General features: G+C 32.2%; 21 protein-coding genes. 14 read left to right on the plus strand and 7 right to left on the minus strand.

The genetic code is table 11. The features are described from left to right. Positions 1-10: 10 nt before the first annotated feature. The 3 genes from HNP90_RS08625 to HNP90_RS08635 all read left to right on the plus strand — a co-directional run bounded on the left by HNP90_RS08625 (position 11) and on the right by HNP90_RS08635 (position 2,326). Entirely contained in the window at positions 11-424 is a 414-nt protein-coding gene (locus HNP90_RS08625) for a CGGC domain-containing protein (RefSeq protein ID WP_012068076.1), read from the plus strand. A 162-nt stretch (positions 425-586) separates the two neighbouring features. Beyond that, complete coding sequence (locus HNP90_RS08630; protein WP_258558956.1) at positions 587-1,246, plus strand: DUF432 domain-containing protein; 660 nt, start codon at positions 587-589, stop codon at positions 1,244-1,246. Further along, the gene (locus tag HNP90_RS08635; protein ID WP_012068074.1) at positions 1,247-2,326 is read left to right on the plus strand and encodes a mechanosensitive ion channel family protein; all 1,080 of its coding nucleotides are present in this window, start codon (positions 1,247-1,249) and stop codon (positions 2,324-2,326) included. 250 nt (positions 2,327-2,576) lie between these two features. Here HNP90_RS08635 and HNP90_RS08640 read toward each other — a convergent pair whose 3' ends face one another. Together HNP90_RS08640 and HNP90_RS08645 are read right to left on the minus strand one after the other, a co-directional pair. Then, positions 2,577-3,086, minus strand: coding sequence for a HEPN domain-containing protein (locus tag HNP90_RS08640; protein ID WP_012068073.1), 510 nt, complete (start codon positions 3,084-3,086; stop codon positions 2,577-2,579). Beyond that, positions 3,073-3,729 (minus strand): nucleotidyltransferase domain-containing protein, encoded by a 657-nt coding sequence (locus HNP90_RS08645; RefSeq protein WP_258558957.1) that lies wholly within the window; start codon positions 3,727-3,729, stop codon positions 3,073-3,075. The genes HNP90_RS08640 and HNP90_RS08645 overlap by 14 nt, the downstream gene beginning before the upstream one ends. 180 nt (positions 3,730-3,909) lie before the next feature. Between HNP90_RS08645 and HNP90_RS08650 the strand changes: the two genes are divergently transcribed. Next, positions 3,910-5,568: a SulP family inorganic anion transporter gene (locus HNP90_RS08650; protein ID WP_012068071.1), complete on the plus strand. Its 1,659-nt coding sequence runs from the start codon at positions 3,910-3,912 to the stop codon at positions 5,566-5,568. A gap of 450 nt (positions 5,569-6,018) precedes the next feature. Continuing rightward, entirely contained in the window at positions 6,019-6,201 is a 183-nt protein-coding gene (locus tag HNP90_RS08655) for a hypothetical protein (protein WP_012068070.1), read from the plus strand. Here HNP90_RS08655 and HNP90_RS08660 read toward each other — a convergent pair whose 3' ends face one another. Beyond that, the gene (locus HNP90_RS08660) at positions 6,202-6,822 is read right to left on the minus strand and encodes a helix-turn-helix transcriptional regulator (protein WP_012068069.1); all 621 of its coding nucleotides are present in this window, start codon (positions 6,820-6,822) and stop codon (positions 6,202-6,204) included. A 14-nt stretch (positions 6,823-6,836) separates the two neighbouring features. After that, complete coding sequence (locus HNP90_RS08665; RefSeq protein ID WP_012068068.1) at positions 6,837-7,562, minus strand: hypothetical protein; 726 nt, start codon at positions 7,560-7,562, stop codon at positions 6,837-6,839. A gap of 505 nt (positions 7,563-8,067) precedes the next feature. On the opposite strand from HNP90_RS08665, the gene HNP90_RS08670 reads away from it, so the two are divergent. The 9 genes from HNP90_RS08670 (at position 8,068) to HNP90_RS08710 (ending at position 16,826) form a co-directional block, all read left to right on the plus strand. Further along, a complete protein-coding gene (locus tag HNP90_RS08670; protein WP_012068067.1) occupies positions 8,068-8,526 on the plus strand; it encodes a hypothetical protein in 459 nt (152 codons plus the stop codon). A gap of 41 nt (positions 8,527-8,567) precedes the next feature. Then, positions 8,568-9,368 (plus strand): hypothetical protein, encoded by an 801-nt coding sequence (locus HNP90_RS09440; protein WP_012068066.1) that lies wholly within the window; start codon positions 8,568-8,570, stop codon positions 9,366-9,368. Between the two features lie 193 nt (positions 9,369-9,561). Next, positions 9,562-10,266: an ABC transporter ATP-binding protein gene (locus HNP90_RS08680; protein ID WP_012068065.1), complete on the plus strand. Its 705-nt coding sequence runs from the start codon at positions 9,562-9,564 to the stop codon at positions 10,264-10,266. A 4-nt stretch (positions 10,267-10,270) separates the two neighbouring features. Then, a complete protein-coding gene (locus HNP90_RS08685) occupies positions 10,271-11,584 on the plus strand; it encodes a COG1361 S-layer family protein (protein ID WP_012068064.1) in 1,314 nt (437 codons plus the stop codon). Between the two features lie 13 nt (positions 11,585-11,597). Continuing rightward, a complete protein-coding gene (locus HNP90_RS08690; RefSeq protein ID WP_012068063.1) occupies positions 11,598-12,845 on the plus strand; it encodes an ABC transporter permease in 1,248 nt (415 codons plus the stop codon). Positions 12,846-12,955: 110 nt separating this feature from the next. After that, a complete protein-coding gene (locus HNP90_RS08695) occupies positions 12,956-15,460 on the plus strand; it encodes an HAD-IC family P-type ATPase (protein ID WP_012068062.1) in 2,505 nt (834 codons plus the stop codon). A gap of 15 nt (positions 15,461-15,475) precedes the next feature. Further along, on the plus strand, positions 15,476-15,853 hold the full coding sequence (locus tag HNP90_RS08700; protein ID WP_012068061.1) for a hypothetical protein: 378 nt from the start codon (positions 15,476-15,478) through the stop codon (positions 15,851-15,853). 94 nt (positions 15,854-15,947) lie between these two features. Further along, positions 15,948-16,217, plus strand: a complete 270-nt coding sequence (locus HNP90_RS08705) for a hypothetical protein (protein ID WP_012068060.1) — start codon at positions 15,948-15,950, stop codon at positions 16,215-16,217. A 78-nt stretch (positions 16,218-16,295) separates the two neighbouring features. Continuing rightward, positions 16,296-16,826: an MBL fold metallo-hydrolase gene (locus tag HNP90_RS08710; RefSeq protein WP_012068059.1), complete on the plus strand. Its 531-nt coding sequence runs from the start codon at positions 16,296-16,298 to the stop codon at positions 16,824-16,826. Positions 16,827-16,852: 26 nt separating this feature from the next. Here HNP90_RS08710 and modD read toward each other — a convergent pair whose 3' ends face one another. The 3 genes from modD to modA form a co-directional block, all read right to left on the minus strand. Beyond that, positions 16,853-17,704, minus strand: coding sequence for a ModD protein (gene modD / locus HNP90_RS08715; RefSeq protein WP_012068058.1), 852 nt, complete (start codon positions 17,702-17,704; stop codon positions 16,853-16,855). Positions 17,705-17,810: 106 nt separating this feature from the next. Beyond that, positions 17,811-18,476, minus strand: a complete 666-nt coding sequence (modB, locus tag HNP90_RS08720; RefSeq protein ID WP_012068057.1) for a molybdate ABC transporter permease subunit — start codon at positions 18,474-18,476, stop codon at positions 17,811-17,813. 9 nt (positions 18,477-18,485) lie between these two features. Continuing rightward, on the minus strand, positions 18,486-19,262 hold the full coding sequence (modA, locus tag HNP90_RS08725; RefSeq protein WP_012068056.1) for a molybdate ABC transporter substrate-binding protein: 777 nt from the start codon (positions 19,260-19,262) through the stop codon (positions 18,486-18,488). Positions 19,263-19,318 lie beyond the last annotated feature (56 nt).

A 19,318-nucleotide genomic window follows, 5' to 3' on the forward strand; every position in this document is an offset into this window, starting at 1 on the left:
TGGGGAAACCATGAACACAAAATACGTAGTTATAATTCAATGCAACATGGCTAAAAACCGGTGCAGCGGAATGAGATGCACCAATGCATTTTATGAGAAAACTGATGCGTTTAAAAATTATAATAAAGATACAAAATACATTTCTTTTACTTGCGGAGGGTGCTGTGGGAAATTAGTAAGTTCAAAACTTGCAAACTTTTCAAGATGGCTTAAAAAATATACCGATGTTGAAAAAGATGAAGTTAAAATACACCTTTCATCCTGCATGTCAACAGATAATGCTCATTACGACAGATGCCCCAATATTAACTACCTAAAACAGATTATAAATAAAAAAGGGTACGAAAATATCGTTGAAGGAAGTGTCTTTAGTAAAAAGTCTGAAAAATTGCGAGAAAAAGGAATTTATAAAAAATACCAATAATTAATATATTAATTATGAAAAATTTAAAATAAATTAAAAGCTCCATTTTCAAAAAATAATATCATTTTTAATCTCTTTTTTTACCAATAACATTCAATCTTGTTTTTTAAAACATATCATCAGATAACGCCCTTGTTTTAGGTAAGGGAAAGTATAAATCTTTTGAAAACATATATTATATTCATGTTTGGCTACCGACCACTATTTCCGGAAAAATTTCTGATAGAAAACCATGAAATTGAAATCGAAGAACTTGATGGTTTGTTAAAATATAGCAGAGGAGATACCTCAAAATTAATCAAAAAATCATCTTATTCCTTAAAAATTATACCTAGTCCTGCGATTGGATACGGTGTTCACTATTTAACGGTTAAATTTAAAGAACCCGTGGTTGTTCCACCAAAGGATACATTTAAAGGCTACGTTGAATCAATATGCGATATTGAATTAAAATTAGGTGAGATGGAATTAGACCTGATTAAACCTCAAAAAGAAAAATACACGATTCACGGAACTGTCGATATCGGCGATATTTCAAGATACCACTTAAGCGAAGTATATACAAAAGAACCAGATTCTCTTTGTATTACAAAATTTATCCTTAGTAATGGTTCAAATGACTGGAAAACTTTTGAAAAGTTGGTATTTCCCATCTGGGAAACCATAATGTACTATTCTGAAGATAAAGCATATTACCCTACAATCATAAATCTCACAAAAAATGGAACTTTTGAATTAATAAATACTGCAAAATCACCTAAACCGGGGCTAATTGGAACCAAGAATATAACCCCAGTATCAAGTTTTTTGAGGAGAATTTAAATGATTTTAGAAGTGCTCGAATTCTTACAAAACAACTTTTTTTATGGATTGTCCTATTATTTGGGAATAAAATTAATTTTAGTAGTTATTGTCGGTTTATTGTTATCATATTTTATTGAAAAACAGGTTAAAACTTTATCGGAAACTACAAAACATACTTGGATAATAAATGAAGAAACTGCGGGACTTATTTCGACATTTGTACTTGCAATATTTGTAGTTATTGCATTAAACGTCATTGAAAGTTTTGTAACCTACCAAATATTCGGATTTGACTTAAAAATTTTGATTTACTCGATACTTTTATTATACTTCACATACCGAGTTTCTAATCGTTCTAAAAGGTATTTATTACTAAAAGGTTCACAAGAAGGAAAATTTGCGGAATATCGATTAAAAGCAACCCTATTTCACTATTCTGTAATGATCATAGCATTTGGAATAGTATTTCAGATGTTGGGGCTTACTGACCGTTTGGGAACCCTTCTTGTTGCAGGGGGAATTACAGGTATAATTTTGGGTTTTGCATCCCAAACCGTTGTTGCAAACTTCATCTCTGGAATATTCCTTTATTTTGATAAACCATTAAAAATTGGAGATTCAGTAGAGATTGGAACGAGTTCTGGAATTGTAAATGATATTAAAATGATGTCAACAAGAATTAGAACCTGGGATGGAGTATTAGTTAGAATTCCTAATGAAAAAGTCTTCAATTCAGAGATTATAAATAACAAAAAATACCCTGCAAGACGTGTAGATATCGAAGTTGGAATTGCATACAAAGAAGATGCAGACCGTGCAATAGAACTTATATGGAACATGCTTGAAGATATGACTTACGTTTTAGTTGATCCGGAACCCCAAATATTTGTAAAAGGGCTTGGAAACAGTAGCGTTGATATTTCGGTAAAAGCTTGGGCTCCAAGTGAAAAATGGTACGATGTAAAACGAGAAATTATTAAAAACATTAAAAAAGAATTTGATGGGGAAAAAATAGAAATTCCATTCCCACAGAGAACCATATGGTTCCCACAAGACCTTAAAATTAAAATTGATAGGGAATCTAATGAAAATAAATAATAAAAATTAATTATCACCTATTGTAATTTTTACCAATACAATAACTGCTACAAGACGATATAAAACTAAAAGTGTTCCAACCGCCAGTTACACCCTAAACCATTTAAAATCGATTAAATTTAAGTTTTTAATGTATAATTTTAAAACAATAATTGGTAAATAACACCAACATAATTACAAAACCGGATATAAAATGATATCCACCTTAAAAAATACTAAAATAGTAAAATTTTAAAAATTAATATTTGAATTAACTTTCGATAATGTCTTCAACCTTGTTTACAAAATCGATAGATTTTTTCTGAAGTTCCAATACTTTAGACTCACTAAACATTATATCTGTTGAATAGCTTGCTTTTTGGCGTTCCGATTTTAAACTCGTATAGAAAGTTGCATCTTTTTTAGTGATTGATAATTCATCGACCAGTTGCAGTTCTTCTTTTCTAAATTCGTTTGTATAGTTTTTTATCAAAAAAATCATTGTCGCGTTGTGACTTCGTGAAATAAAACCTTTTTTGGTAACTAGCGCTAGCGCAGCATGATAAACCGCATAATAAAGTCCAACAATACTCCAATCTTGAAAATTACCATTTTTTATGTTTTGGTTTACAAATGCAAGATTGTGTTTTGCCTTATCAAGATGTGCATGCACAAGAGATTTTGCATGCCGCTCTTTTTCAATATTCTTCTTGTAAATATGGAAATCATAAGCGCTTTCAAGTTTGTCCTTATTTTTGAAATATTCTTCAACGTTTAACATTTAAAATTACCTCGTGGTAATTCTGATGCCCAAAAACTGGAAATCCAGTTAATTTGGCCTGCTCTACAATATGATCTTTTGACGTTAAAAAATAGTTGAGTTCAACTGCAACTATACTTAATGGATATATCGCCCTGCTTTCGGCTTTTGATTTTGCATACTCAAGTTTCTGGTTAATCTCTTCCCTGTACCTTTTTTGTAAATCCGGATCTTCGAATGAATGAGTTATAACCATCAAATCTATGTCGCTATCTTCTGTCTCTTTTTTCCTAGATGCAGAACCAAAAAGAATCATAAAATCGATTTCTTTTGGAAAATTTTCGAGAAAATCCAATATTGGGGCCCTTACATTCCTATTCAATTTCCAAAATCGTTCATCATCGATTTCTGAAAATTTGAAAACTGTTTTTTTGGTATTCTTTAAAATATAATATGTGTTTGATTTTTCTTTTAATTTTAAAATTTGCTTTTCAGATTCGAGTTTTCTTAAAGCATTTTGAAGAGAACTGTTTGAAAGTCCAGTGAGTTCTTTTAACTCGCTAAAATATAATTTACTTTTATTTGCTGCGTAATAAGCCCGATATAATTTATCTAAAGCGTTCATAACCAAAATGTATATTTTTAGATATATATAAGTTACCAATTTTTGGCAACATATTACCAATTTTTGGTACCCTTCCTATCAAAAATTTTTAAATTGTCCTGAAACACGGGTACTTTCGATATCTTTATATACTGATATTACGATGCGTTATAATCTAAAAAAATCAAAAACCTTCGTACCTAATATAAAAGATGCGTAACCTCTGGAGGGCACCAGCATATGAAAATTAATCAGAATTTAAATTATGAAAACCTTAAAAATGACTTATTTGCAGGATTTACTATTGCAATAGTCGCATTACCCCTTGCAATGGCCTTTGCAATAGCCTCAGGAGTTTCGCCTGAAAAAGGATTATTTACTGCGATAATCGCAGGTTTTCTAATTTCACTACTCGGGGGAAGTAAATATCAAATAGGGGGACCAACAGGAGCTTTTGTTGTAATACTTTTTGGAATTATAGCCTCATACGGCTACGAAGGTCTTGTAATCGCAACATTAATGGCAGGTTTTATTTTAATTGCCATGGGATTATTAAAATTAGGAAACATTATAAAATTTATTCCATATCCTGTCACGATGGGATTTACATCCGGAATTGCATTAATTATTTTTTCGACCCAAGTTAAAGATTTCTTTGGACTTTCAATTGAAAGCGTTCCTGCGACATTTTTAGGCCAGTGGTCCACATATTTAACACATTTACAGTTATTAAACCCTTATGCACTGTTCATTTCAATATTATCGTTAATTATACTTACAAAATCAAAAAAAATATTTTCAAAAATTCCTTCCCCAATAATTGCAATAATCGTTGGAATTTTTTTAGTTTATGGTTTTAATTTACCTGTTGAAACGATTGAATCTAAATTTGGCCAAATTCCAAATAATATTCCGTTCCCAAGTCTTCCGGAATTAAATCTTCAAAAAATGGAACTTTTGTTTCCAAGTGCACTATCTATCGCATTTTTGGGCGCAATAGAGTCATTGATGTGTGCAGTTGTTGCAGACGGTATGACAGGATATAAACACAACTCAAATAAAGAGTTGGTGGGCCAAGGAATTGCAAATATCGGTTCTGCGTTATTTGGAGGAATTCCTGCAACAGGGGCCCTTGCACGTACTGCAACAAATATTAAAGCAGGAGCTACATCAAGATTATCTGGAATAATTCATGCAATAATGTTATTTTTATTCATGCTATTGTTATCCCCGTTAATTTTAAAAATACCTCTTGCAACACTTTCCGCAATACTTGTAGTTGTAGCTTGGAACATGGCTGAGGTAAAACACTTTAAATCGATATTATTTAAATCTCCAAAAAGAGATAGACTCGTATTACTCGTTACATTCCTCCTTACGGTGTTTGTAAATTTAAATACTGCAATACAGATTGGAATGTTACTTGCCGTAATTGTCTTTATGCAGAGATTGATTGAAGTTAGTGAAGTTTCAAATTTAAAAACCGTGCCACAGGACGAAGACCCAGATTCAATAACATTAAAAGATGTTCCACCATGTATTGAAGTTTACGAAGTAAATGGGCCATTTTTCTTTGGCATTGCAGATAAATTCAAAAGTACTCTAAACGTGGTTGCTAAAAGAAAACCTTCTGCAATAATTCTTCGTATGCGAAATGTTCCACTAATTGATGCTACAGGAATAAAACACTTGGAAGAATTTATTGAATCATCTGAAAAACAGAACATATGCTTGATTATTTCTGGTGCAGACTATAAATTAAAAACTAAATTTGAAAAATACGCTTTAACAGAAAAAATTGGTAAAGAAAATATTTGCGAAAATATCGATTCTGCACTGGTTCGTGCACGAGAAATTATAAAAATAAAACATCCTGAAACCGGTTTGTGTCCAGAATAACACAAATTGAACTAAATAATAAAAAAATTAAATGCATGCTTTCTGTTTAAAAACAATTATGGTGCACAGCATGCATTTCGTGTTTCAACCGAAAACTGGTTATGGATCTGTGACGTTTTAGGCCAATTTTATCTAAAGAACCAATGCGTTCTTTAAAACTCCCCAATATACCCCAGAAAAATTAATTCTGGGATAATATATATTCTCTATAACGCAATATTTATTATTTTGGGGATTAATGTTGATAAAAACGGATTAAAATGGAAATATTGTAAAAAACACTGCATAAATGTTATTTTACATTTAAATTAATATTATACTATTTTAATTGGAATTAATTCTAAATAATGATTAATAATATACAGTTCATTAAAAAGAATATTAAATAGCATACTTTTTGATTTTTATTATGTTTAAAAATAATTATATTCGAAAAAAGGACAGATCTCGATGGAGATTGGGATTCTTATTGCAGCCGCAGTTGTAGTCTCAGCCATTGCAAACTATTTTTATGTAATAAATGTTAAATATTCAGATACCTATTCTGGAGAAACTGCACATAGAACCAGTGAAGCTTTTTTAAATGTCTCAAAAAACGCAAGTGTGGCCATTTCTAATATATCGTTTACATAATTATATTTTATTCAATTTTACTTTTTTGCTTATTCCGTGTTCATATCTTAAAATTATACCTCTAAGTTCTAGATCGCTTAAAGTTCTTGAAAGGGTCGATTTTGGAATTTTGGTTCTTTCAAAAAGTTCACTTTGAGTCATTTCCCCATGATCCATCAAAATTTTCACAATTGTTTTTTCGTTTCCTTTTAAAATCTTGATAAAGTTTTCTTTTCTTAATTTTTCTTCATTTTCAGTGTTTCTTGATTCCGTTTCTACTTCAACTTTTTGAATTTCATTAATGTTTCCATTAAGTTTATCATCAACTTTTGAAGATACAATTTTACCAATATGGTCGTTTAAATCACTTAAATCTATTTTATTAACGCTATTTTTCTCCGAAAGTTCCAAATCCCGAACTGTAAAGTAAATTAAAGTAGTACTCAAACAAAGTGAAAAAGATGCCAAAACCATGAGCATACAATCATAAAGTGTATACACGTTAGGAACATCTTGAACATACGTGGTATCCCCTTGGACAATTACCTGAACTGTTGGAGGGTATAAAAATTTAGAAGTTAGCACTATTACTGAAACGATAAATATCAACATGTATATGGCTATTTTAACTTTTGAACTCATAACTTTCACACATTTTAATTTAACGGCCTGCCCATTTTGAAAACTTTTCTTTCAGTAATGTCCACCATTACCACATATCTCAAACCATCTTCGACATCTAAAATAACCATTGCATATGTGGCATTTTGGAAATTTCGATTGCTTAAGTACACCATGTCTTGAATAGTTATATTGTAATCCCTATTTTTTATAACTTGAGCTGTTTTTGGGTCCTTGGATAATATTTCTTGAACTGTTTTTATATCTTTATCCGTAAATCCCGTAGCTTTAATCTCAGAATATCCATCTTCATGCTCAATCACAAGCGTTTTAGATTTAATTTCAAATGTTGTATAGTTTTGTATCGATTCAACTTTGTTTTCGTCAACATTTACAATAACATATACTAACGTGTCATTTTTCGATAAAAGAACCCCTCTGAAATTTTCACCATACTTTTCAAAATCCTCTTTTAATAGCATAGTACCCGGTACAAGCAGGTAACCTTCAGATAAATACGTTGAAACTGTATTATTAGAAGTTGCAATTTCAATTGCAAGATTTTGACCTTCACTCAAATGGGGGGCTTCTTCAGGATATGGATTAAATTCAGTCATGTTGTGATTAGCTTCGAAATCGGGGGCAATAAATATATCATCTTCGATAAGTACTGAATCAAAAGGTCTCATTATACCAATTGCAATTCCAATAATTGTCAGTACTAAAAATATAATTAAAATTCGTTTCATGATACCAACCATTTTTTATTAATTTAACAATTACATTGTCCAAACAGTATAATTATTTGATGTGGAACACCTGTTCCATTTAATGGAATCGTTCATTTTTACAGCATAGTATATAAACACTGATTTATAACCCTTTCAAAATTTTGAAAATTTTTTTTGAAAAGTATCGAAAGTATATTAAATATCATCAAAAAACTGGTTTTTTTAAATTTAAAAAGTTTAAACAATTTTTTAATTAATATAATGAAAATTTTAATGATATTTTTAAAAAATAATCGATTATTATTCGCCGAATACCGTTTCATAATATGGAAATGCCGTTTCAAAATACATTCTTATGCCGTTCCCACAGTAGGTTAGTTGAAAGTAATTGTGAGAACACTTACTTTCAGAACCTAATTGTTTGGGGATTCAGTTAGGATTTAAGGAATTATTAGATCCCAATAATTCCTAAATTAATAACCTGAAAAATATAATTTCCAAATTAGTGCCTTTTGGAAATTAAGTATGTGATAACATGAATAAAAATCTGAAAAAAACTGCTGGAACCATTCTTATGGTTATCACAATTGTCCCATATTGTATGGCTATGGACGAACAAACTTCTGAAAACTCCGGCGGTATATTTAATAACATATTAAATTGGTTGAAATCAACATTTGGAACTGATACCCAAATTGAACCTAAAACTGTTGAACTTACAAATAACAGTTCTAATATGCCAATGATGCCAGTAAATAATTCTGAAAATATGAATATGCCTGAAATAAATAACAATACGCCTGAAAACGAAATGAATAAAACACGAAATACCCCGAATAGTATGCCTGAAAATTTCAATGAATCATACGTGCCAGAACATGGAAATATGCCAGGTATGCCTGAAAACATTAATAACACAAAATACCCACCCCAAATTCCTGAAAACTTTGAAAATAACACCCCGATCGAAATAAATTCAAACATTACCCAATAAAAACTTAAAAATTATAAAAAATATATTATAGGGTGCAAATCGTGAGAAAAATTATACTTGGAATATTGATGGTTCTTGCACTCGTATCCATATCTTATGCCGCATCAGAATTCAAGGATATGGGAAAACAGGAACCTGGAAAAATGTGCCCCTTTGACTTTCAGAACATGACGACTGAAGAGATTCAGGAAGCTCTTGAAGAACAGCTTGCTGAACTTCAGGACGAATATGATTCTTGTGAAGACGAACAAATGCAGGAAAGAATTCAAGAAAGAATTGAGATGACTCAAGGATTGATTGATGATCCTGAAAAACTTGAAGAAATGATGACTAATATGCCTGAAAGAGAAGAAAAAGGCGTTATTATTAACTTTCAGAACATGACGACTGAAGAGATTCAGGAAGCTCTTGAAGAACAGCTTGCTGAACTTCAGGACGAGTATGATTCTTGTGAAGACGAACAAATGCAGGAAAGAATTCAAGAAAGAATTGAGATGACTCAAGGATTGATTGATGATCCTGAAAAACTTGAAGAAATGATGACTAATATGCCTGAAATGCCTGAAAGAATGCATGAAATGCCTGAAAGAAAAAGAGAAGGTTTCATCGAATTCCAAGACATGACGACTGAAGAGATTCAGGAAGCTCTTGAAGAACAGCTTGCTGAACTTCAGGACGAATATGATTCTTGTGAAGACGAACAAATGCAGGAAAGAATTCAAGAAAGAATTGAGATGACTCAGAGCTTGATTGATGATCCTGAAAAACTTGAAGAAATGATGACTAATATGCCTGAAATGCCTGAAAGACATGGAGAAGGCCCAAAAGCTAACTCCGAATAAAATAACACCCCCAAAATGAAAACATTTAAATATCCATATTTTTAATTTTTTAAAAGTGTGATAAAAATGATTAAATTACTGCTCCCAATACTATTGATTTTATTAATCATATTTGGGATGATTTCATTAGTTAACTTAAGAAAAGAGTCCAAAAATATGATTAATCGTATACAAAAAGTTTCCAAGTGAAAATATGTACAAAATTATAAGTCTTGAAGATGTTTGGAAAATCTACCAGATGGGTGAAGTTGAAGTTCAAGCCCTAAAAGGAGTTTCCCTTGACGTAAATAAAGGTGATTTTGTCGCAATTGTTGGATCGTCAGGTTCTGGAAAATCAACCATGATGAATATGATAGGATGCCTCGATGTACCAACAAAAGGTGACGTTTACCTTAAAACCAAAAATATCTCACACATGACTGAATCAGAACTATCTGAACTTCGTGGAAAGACAATTGGTTTTGTATTTCAGCAATACAATTTAATTCCAAACATGACTGCACTTGAAAACGTACTTTTACCTTTGCAAATACAAGAAGTCAATGATTCCACTGCAGATAGGGCTGCAAAGAGAGCATTGAAACAGGTTGGTCTGGAAGATAGGATGAATAACAAACCATCACAGCTTTCTGGAGGCCAACAACAGCGAGTATCGATTGCAAGAGCGTTAGCATGTGACCCCGAAATAATTCTTGCAGATGAACCAACTGGGGCGCTCGACAGTGCGACTGGTAAAGAAATTATAAAATTATTTATGGCCCTATGGGAAAGTGGAAAAACCATTATTATGATTACGCATGACCCCGATCTTGCAAAATACGCGAAGACCATTGTTGAATTAAAAGACGGAAATATTATTAGTATAACAGACAACAAACCAAATACAATTCATGAGTGATATTATGGATAAAAAATCCTTAAAAATCGGATCGGTAATGTTGATAATGCTTTTCTCATTTGTGGGAAATTACGCATTCACGTTTACTGAAGATGTAAGTGATTACGTGATTTTAAACATTAATAAGGTAAATCAAGATCCCGATCCTGCAATCGCAGGAGATGTATTCGACCTTAGAATAAGTATTGAAAATGATGGTGGAGAAGGTGAAGGAGATTTCATTGTAGAAATTGAACCAAGTTACCCCTTTGAAGAAGTAAATGGCGAAGATTTAACACAAACTATTGGAATTATAGAAGGATATGAAGATTCAAATGATGCAATAATTGCAAAATTTAAATTAAGAGTTAATGAAGATGCGACAGCAGGAGATTACCCAATAGAAGTCCACATTTACAAAGAAGGAGAAGATTCATCTTCAGGATATACTAAAGAAATTACCGTAACTGTAGGAAATGAAGAAAGTGCAGAAGTTAGCTTGGATGCTGATGAAGTAGTGGCAGGAGATAAAACCAATATTACATTCACCGTAGAAAATACCGGTTCTGCACCAATTAAAAACCTTGAATTTTCATGGGAAAGTGAAAACAATGCAATACTTCCATTAGGTTCAGGAAACGTAAAAACAATTTCATACATTGGTGTTGGAAGTAGTGTTGATGTAACATACACAGTACTTGCAAGTACCGATGTGGAACCTGGAATTTATGAATTAACCATGAATTTAAACTATGATGATTCATTAAGTGGAACTACTGAAAGCGTAGAACATATTGGCGGAATTTTAGTACTTGGAAAAACCGACTTTGAAGTTAGTTATTCTGGAGAAGATAGTGGCGAATACACCCTTACTGTAATGAATGTTGGAAAAAGTGACGTTAATTCAGTAATCGTTTCAATTCCAGACCAAGATGCATGGAGTATTTCTGGAGTTAGTACCTCCATTATCGGAAATCTAGATGGTGGAGATTACACATTCTCAAACTTCGAATTATCAACCACGAACAGTAACGCTCCACTTATCGTTGAAATAACATACACGTCACCAGAAGGAGATAGGGTAACAATTCAAAAAGAAGTGGAAATGCCAAGTACAACTTCGCAAGTTATGAGTATGAATTCTGATGAATCAGGTGCTCCACAAGACTTTGCAGGAGGCCCCGGCGGAAATAGAAATCCACTTTCAACAATTCAAAATTCAATAACTTCAGCAATACCCTATGTTATTGGAGGACTTGTAGCACTTGCTGCAATTATAGTAGTTGTATATAAAATAATTAAAAGAAAAAAATTAGCTAAACAAAATAAAACCGAATAAGGGTTGATAATTTATGAAACCCTTAAAATTATTTAATATGGCATCTAAAATGGTAAAATCCAGTAAATTACGTAGCTGGATTACCATTTTGGGTATTGTCATTGGAATTGCATCAGTTATCGCAATCATATCTGCTGGAGACTATCTTTCAACCTCAGTCAGCAGTCAACTTGACGACATGGTAAGTGATGAAATAACACTTACTGCATCAGCCTCACCAGGTAGTGATGATGACGATGATCCCGAACTAACAAAGATGGATGTACTGATTCTAAACGGGATATCGGATATAGAGTACGTGGATGTGCGGGTTTCGACCAAGAATGAAATAAGTTTTGCAGGAGGTCATGAAACTGCAACAATTACCGGAGTCGACCCTGCAGTGTGGTCGCAGATGACTGATGAAGAATTATATGCAGGAAGGCTTTTACAGGCCAGTGACTCAAACGCAGTGGTTATTTCATACTATACTGCAACAGAAGCGTTTGATAGAGAAATTGGAATAAACCAAGTAATAAGCATTGGTAATAAACAGTTCAAAGTCGTTGGAATACTCGAAGAAGACGAAACACAAGGCTTTGGTAGAATGGGTGGTATGAGCTCAAATACTGTCTACATGCCATATGAAGCAGTATACACGTTAGAATTAGATGAAGATGCATCATATTCAATTCAAGAAAAAGAAGAAGGAGTATATGATGAAATAATCTTTACGCTGTATGAAGATGTGAATCAAACCACTGCACTTGAAAACATTGAAGAAAAATTGATGATGTCAAGACACGTTAATGAAAACACAATTGACTTCTCATTAAGAACTCCAAATAGCCCAGAAGGGCCTGAAGAGATAATTTCGATGCTTACAACGTTCCTTTCAGCTATTGCAGGAATTTCATTGATTGTTGGTGTTACAGGTATTTCAAATACCATGTTTACAACAGTTCTTGAAAAAACCCGAGAAATTGGAATAATGAAAGCAATTGGTGCCAAAAACAAAGACATAATGCTGCTGTTTGTCTTTAACTCTGCAATCATTGGACTTGTTGGAGGAATTTTGGGACTTATACTTGGTACCATAATTTCCCAGATAATAGTCTGGTTTATTGCATCGAGCATGGATAGCAGCTATGAGTTTGTACTGAGTATCAGCTCCGTTGTAATTGCGATTGGATCTTCACTTGCAGCTGGAATTATTGCAGGAATCATCCCAGCATACAATGCTTCAAAATTAAAGCCTGTAGATGCTTTAAGAAGCGAATAATTTTCTTTTTTAAATTTTTTTAAATATTTTAATCATTTTTAAGCATAATTATATAGTTTTCAAAAACCAGATATTAATCTATAGATTTTATTTTAGGGGACTTGGAAAAAATGACATTTTTTAAAGGTTTTAAGGAAGATTACTTCGGACTTACCGATTTGGAAGTAAAAAAATACCAAGAAACTTACGGAAAAAATGAATTACTCCAGAAAAAGAAAAAAACATTCTTAAGTCGTATTTTAAAGATATTTTCTGAACCGATGTTTGTACTTTTATTTATTGCTGCTTTTGTTTATTTTTTCCTTGGTGAACCCCGTGATGGATTAATAATGGTTATTTCCGTTGTTTTTATCTGTGCAATTGAATTTTTCCAGGAATGGAGGACCGATAGAACATTGCAGGCGTTAAAGGATTTATCATCCCCCAAATCAACCGTCATTAGAAACGGAAAAATGATGACGATAGATAGTAATGAATTAACTGTAGATGATCTTTTAATTCTAAAAGAAGGGGAAAAAATAGCTGCTGACGGAATTATTATTGAAAATTATGGATTAGGAGTAAATGAATCCACCTTAACCGGAGAATCTGATGTTGTGTGGAAAAAAATTGATTTAGATACGGAAGAAAATTCAGAACACTGGCAAAAGAATATCTGCTATGCAGGAACGTCAGTAACCCAAGGGCGAGCCGTTATTAAAATACTAAATGTAGGTTCAAAAACTGAATATGGAAAAATTGGAAAAGATATTTTTTCAGTCAATTCTATGCCCGCCCCACTTGAAAAACAGACGAAAGAACTTGTAAAATACTCTGCAATAGCCGCTTTTTTCATGCTATTATTGATCGTATTTGTTAATTTTTATTATATGGGAAGTGTAACGGATAGTATTTTATCAGGCGTAACTGTTGCAATGGCAATTATACCTGAAGAATTCCCAGTAATTTTAACAGTTTTTCTTGCAATGGGAGCCTGGAGGCTTGCGAATAAAAATTCACTGATTAGAAGAATTCCTGCAGTTGAAACACTCGGTTCAATATCAGTTTTGTGCGTTGATAAAACAGGAACCCTCACAAAAAACCAGATGGAAGTAAAAGAAATATTTTTTGATTCAAAATTTAATGAAAATGAACTTATGACTTTTGCTTCTTTAGCATCAGAAACTGAAGCATATGACCCGATGGAAAAAGCAATTCTGGCGTATTCAAAGTCTATTGGAATAAATATAGATGAATTATTTGATGGCTGTCTTTTGCATGAATATCCATTTAGTTCGGAAACCCAAATGATGGGAAACGTATGGGATAAAGATGATAAAAAATTTATCGCTTCAAAAGGTTCTTTTGAAAATATTACAAATCTATGTGACTTAAATGAATCCGAAAAATTAAATTTAGAAAAAAAATTAATTGAAATGGCAAAAAAAGGATACCGGGTAATTGCCGTTGCAAGAAAAATGAATGTAACAGACATTAACCAACAATTAGATGAATATACCCTTGAATTTGTGGGATTAATTGGTTTGATGGATCCACCAAGAGAAGGAGTTTCAAAAGCCATGAAAATATGTAATGATGCAGGGATTAGAGTTGTAATGCTTACGGGAGACAATGGAACTACTGCAAAATCAATTGCAAAAGCGATCGGGATAAAAAACAGCGAAAATGTGCTTACTGGAAAAGAAATAGATTCGATGAGTGATGAAGAACTCTTGGAAAAAATAAAAGTAACAAACATATTTTCAAGAGTAATTCCAAGACATAAATTAAAAATCATTAAAGCGTTTAAAGAACTCGGTGAAATTGTTGCGATGACGGGTGATGGCGTAAATGATGCACCTGCACTAAAATATGCAGATATTGGGGTTTCGATGGGTAAACGAGGTACCGAAGTTGCAAAAGAAGCATCTGACATGATTTTACTTGATGATAATTTTGAAACCATTGTTGAAACAATACATGACGGAAGAAGAATTTACGATAATATAAAAAAAGCAATAGGTTATGTTTTTGTTATTCACATTCCAGTATTTTTAACTGCACTTTTTGCGCCACTATTTAAATTACCGCTCCTACTTCTTCCAATAAACGTGGTTTTAATGGAATTTATTATCGATCCAACCTGCTCAATCGTATTTGAAAGACAGCCTGCAGAAAAAGGTATCATGCTTAGAAAACCAAGAATACCTAACGAACCGATTTTGGATTATAATCTTCTATTCAAGGCAGTAATTCAGGGTTTTTCAATTTTTGCATTTGCATTTGGCTCTTATGTTTATTTACTACATCAGGGATGTAGAACGGATCTTGCAAGGACTTTTGCATTTGTAATTCTTATTGCATCTAATTTCTTCCTTGTATATGTTAACCAATCAGAAATAGACTCAGTATTTTCGGCATTTGGAAAATTCAAAAAGGATATAGTTCTCTGGCTTGTAAATATCGGAATATTTGGGGGAATTTTAATAATGCTCTATGTTCCATCGGCAACAGTAATTGCGAAAACAGTTCCACTTACTGAAAAACAGTTATTTGCTGCACTATTGCTTTCAGGCGTATCAACACTCTGGTGGGAATTGGTAAAACTTTTAAAAAGAATTAAACTGAAAAAATAGAAGTTGGGTGGTTTTATGAATTATTTGAAATGCGGATTTTTTGGATTACTTACCTGGTTAATTCCGTTCGTACTATCATTTTTATTTTATTCTGAAAGTGAAGGTTTATTAATTGATATATTTTTATTTAAATCGATTATGATTGTTGTATCCGGATTAGTTGGCGTTAGTTTGCTTATAATATACTTTAAAGACATTCATAAAGATTACTTAATTGAAGGAATATTTGTGGGGGTTTCCTGGCTTGTTATTAACCTGATACTTGATATTTTAATATTGATCCCGATGTCTGGAATGACGTTTATAGATTATTTTTCACAGATTGGGCTTAGATATTTGATAATTCCAACAATCAGTATAGCGATGGGATTTTTATTAAAACTAAAATTATAGCTTTTTTCATTTTAAGTCATATATAAAAATCCATTTTGTAATATAATATATTGAGAATACTTTTGAACCAGAAATATCTTTTAGGGGGGGTATTATGGAAAATAGAACTCTGCCAATTGGAAAAGCAGACGATTTTTTTGAAGTTTTTGTAGTTGATTTAATGGTTACTTGGGAGTGTGACTGTGCATTTAAAATAGATATCTTTGAAGACGGGCACTTTATTGAAAAAGAAGGAGACAAGTTAAAAAGGGTCGAATCTTCAATTCATCGAGGATCACTAATTATTACACCAAAAAACGCTAGAAAAATGTTAAACGCTCTTAAAAATGCAATTGAAGTCACCAATAAAGAATACTGCAAATAAATTTTTATAACTTAATTTTAAATAATGATTTAAAAGATTCAATATATTAATTTAATTTTAAAAAATTAACGTGAAAACATGCTTGATTTAATATACAAAGGAATTTTAAAATTTAATGAAGAAAAAACAAGAATTTTAGAAGTAGCTTCATCAGTTACATTTATAGAAACCGAAAAAAATAAAATAATAGTCGATACTTCCGCTAAATCAAGAAAAGAAGATTTAAAACAGTACTTTATTGATAAAAATATCAATATGGATGACATAAACTATGTGATTAATACGCATGACCATTTTGACCACGTTTCAAATAACGACCTTTTTAAAAATGCTAAAATAATCAACCATTCTAATTTTAAAGAGTTAATGGATCCAGAAATTGAAATTATAGAAACTCCTGGGCACACAATGGATAGTATTTCTGTAATTTATGATGATTACATAATTTCAGGAGATGCATCACCATTAAAAAACAATATATTAAAAGAAAGAGCTCCGGGAGTTTTTGTAGATTTAGACCTTGCACTAAATTCCCTAAAAAAAATAAAAAGTCTTCAAAAAAATATCGTTACAGGACATGACGGAATTTTGTATAAAACTGAATATTAAATATAATTTATTTTAATTTGTTATAATTAATCTATTTTTTCAATTATTGCCTTTATATCCGCAGCTTTTCCAAAATAAAGCGATGATGTAACAATAACTTCGACACCTGTTTTAGCATATTCTTCTATATTTTGAATGGTGATTCCACCTGCTGCAACCACGGTAACATTTGGATTTATTTCTTTTGCAGCTTTTACGAATTTTTCAACAGTTTTAGGATCGCATTTATCGAGCTGAATATAATCAAATCCCATTTTAATATATTTTATACCTGTTTCAAAATTGTCAGCTTCTATTCCTATCTTTTTTTCTAGGGCATTTGCTTTCATTTCATTTAAAACTTTTTTAAGTTCCTCATCACCATTTACAAATTCCAAATGTTCATCAAATATAAGTACGGTTTCAGATAATCCAATTCTGTGAGGATATGCCCCACCTGCAACTATTGCCTTTATTGTCGGTTTTTTAGTTCCTGCAAGGTTTTTCCGAGTGGTTACAACGTTTATGTTTTCATTTTGCTTTCTTGCCAATTGCACAAATTCGTAAGTTCTTGTAGCCATTCCGCAATATCCTTCAAAAAGTCTAAGAACACTTTTCCAAGCAAGATGAACATTGTCAGCCCTTCCCCGAGCTTCAAAAAATATTTCGCCTTCTGTTACACAAGTTCCAGTACGTTTATATGAAAGCACATCTAACCCAAGCATTTTACATATTCTCTCAGCTTCCTCAGTACAGCACAAAACCATGTCATGTCGTGCTTTGTATGCGAGCCTTGCATTGAATCGATCCAATTTCATTATTTGCGAGGTTAAATCAAGGGGATTTACATCCTCTTCAATTATTTTTTCAAGTTCGTAATCAGGGATATAAAATGACATGTTAAACCTCTTTAAAATTTATTCTTAAATATAATTCAAGAAAACCACTTATTCACTTATTTTAACATTTTGTATGCTATTATATATCTTTTTTCGATATTATTTTTTACGAATTCAACCGATCTGCCATTTTTCCAGTTAAGTATATTGACAAAAATGACATTAAAACAAGAATAATAACCAAAATATTTGCTAAATTATAATCTCCAGTCTGAAACGCCTGATAAATTGAAAGTGACATTGTATTTGTTTTTCCAGGCATGTTTCCTGAAACCATCAATGTTGCACCAAATTCTCCAACGGACCTTGCAAAGCTGAGAATTGCACCTGCAATTATTCCTTTTTTGGATAGTGGAAGTGTTATTTTAAGCGCAGTTTTAAGTTTTCCCTGCCCCAAAGTATATGAAACATGTTCTAATTCTTTATCAACTGCGGAAATTGCAGCAGTTGTTGTTTTTACCATTAATGGAAGTGATACAATAAACGATGCAATTACTGCCGCCTCCCAGGTGAATAAAATGCCTGAACCTGTGAGTTTGTAAAATAAACTTCCAATAATTCCATTTTTTCCAAGCTGGAGTGCGAGTAAATATCCCAAAACAGTTGGCGGTAAAACCATTGGAAGCGTTACAAGAATTTCTAAAGAATTTCTACCGCGAAATTCCATTCTTGCGAGAATGTAAGATATGAAAATTCCTATAAAAAATACAAAAAAAGTAGATAAAAAAGAAATTTTTAATGTAAGCAATATTGGAAATAGAATTGAATCCATAAATACCCCTTATTCAGCAGTAAATCCATAATCAGTCAATATTTGCTTACCTGTTTCTCCGGTTAAGTAATCAACAAACATCTGGGCTTCGTCTTTATTTTCTGATGCTTTTAAAACACATACTGGATAGCTAATTTCTGTAACTGTTGGTATGGTGGTTATAATTTCAATGGTATTGTTTTTTGCAATTTTTGCATCTGTCATGTAAACGAATCCTGCGTCAACGTCACCAGCTTCAAGATATGTTAAAACTTGTCTTACATTTTCACCATATACGGTTTTTTCTTCTAAATTGCCCCACAAACCCATGGATTCAAGTGACTCTTTAGCATATTTTCCAACCGGTGCGGTTTCAGGATTTCCTATTGATATTTTTACAACATCTTCATTTGTTAAATCTTCTGCAGACGTAATTCCAAGCGGATTTCCGTCTTGAACAATTAATACAAGCGAATTTTTAGCAAACGTAACTCTTGAAGCATTTTCAATAAGATCCTGCTCCTGTAACAAATCAACGTGCTTTTGTGATGCCGAAGCAAACACATCTACGGGCGCGCCCCCTTCGATCTGCTGCCTCAATGTACCTGATGCTGCAAAATTCAATTCAACATTAATATTTGGATTATCTTCTTCAAATGCTGCTGCAACATCGGTCATTGCATCGGTTAAACTTGATGCCGCTGAAACTGTTATCGTGGTCGTAGTTTCTTCAGGAGATTCAGAAACGCAACCTGCAAACAACAGAATTACTGCAAGCAGACCTGCAATAACTACATGATTTTTCATTATTCCTTCACCTTTATGATAAGTATTAAGTATTAATAGTTACTATTTTAATTAAA

The organism is Methanococcus maripaludis, assembly GCF_013760955.1.
Taxonomy (GTDB): domain Archaea; phylum AGJL01; class Methanococci; order Methanococcales; family Methanococcaceae; genus Methanococcus; species Methanococcus maripaludis_A.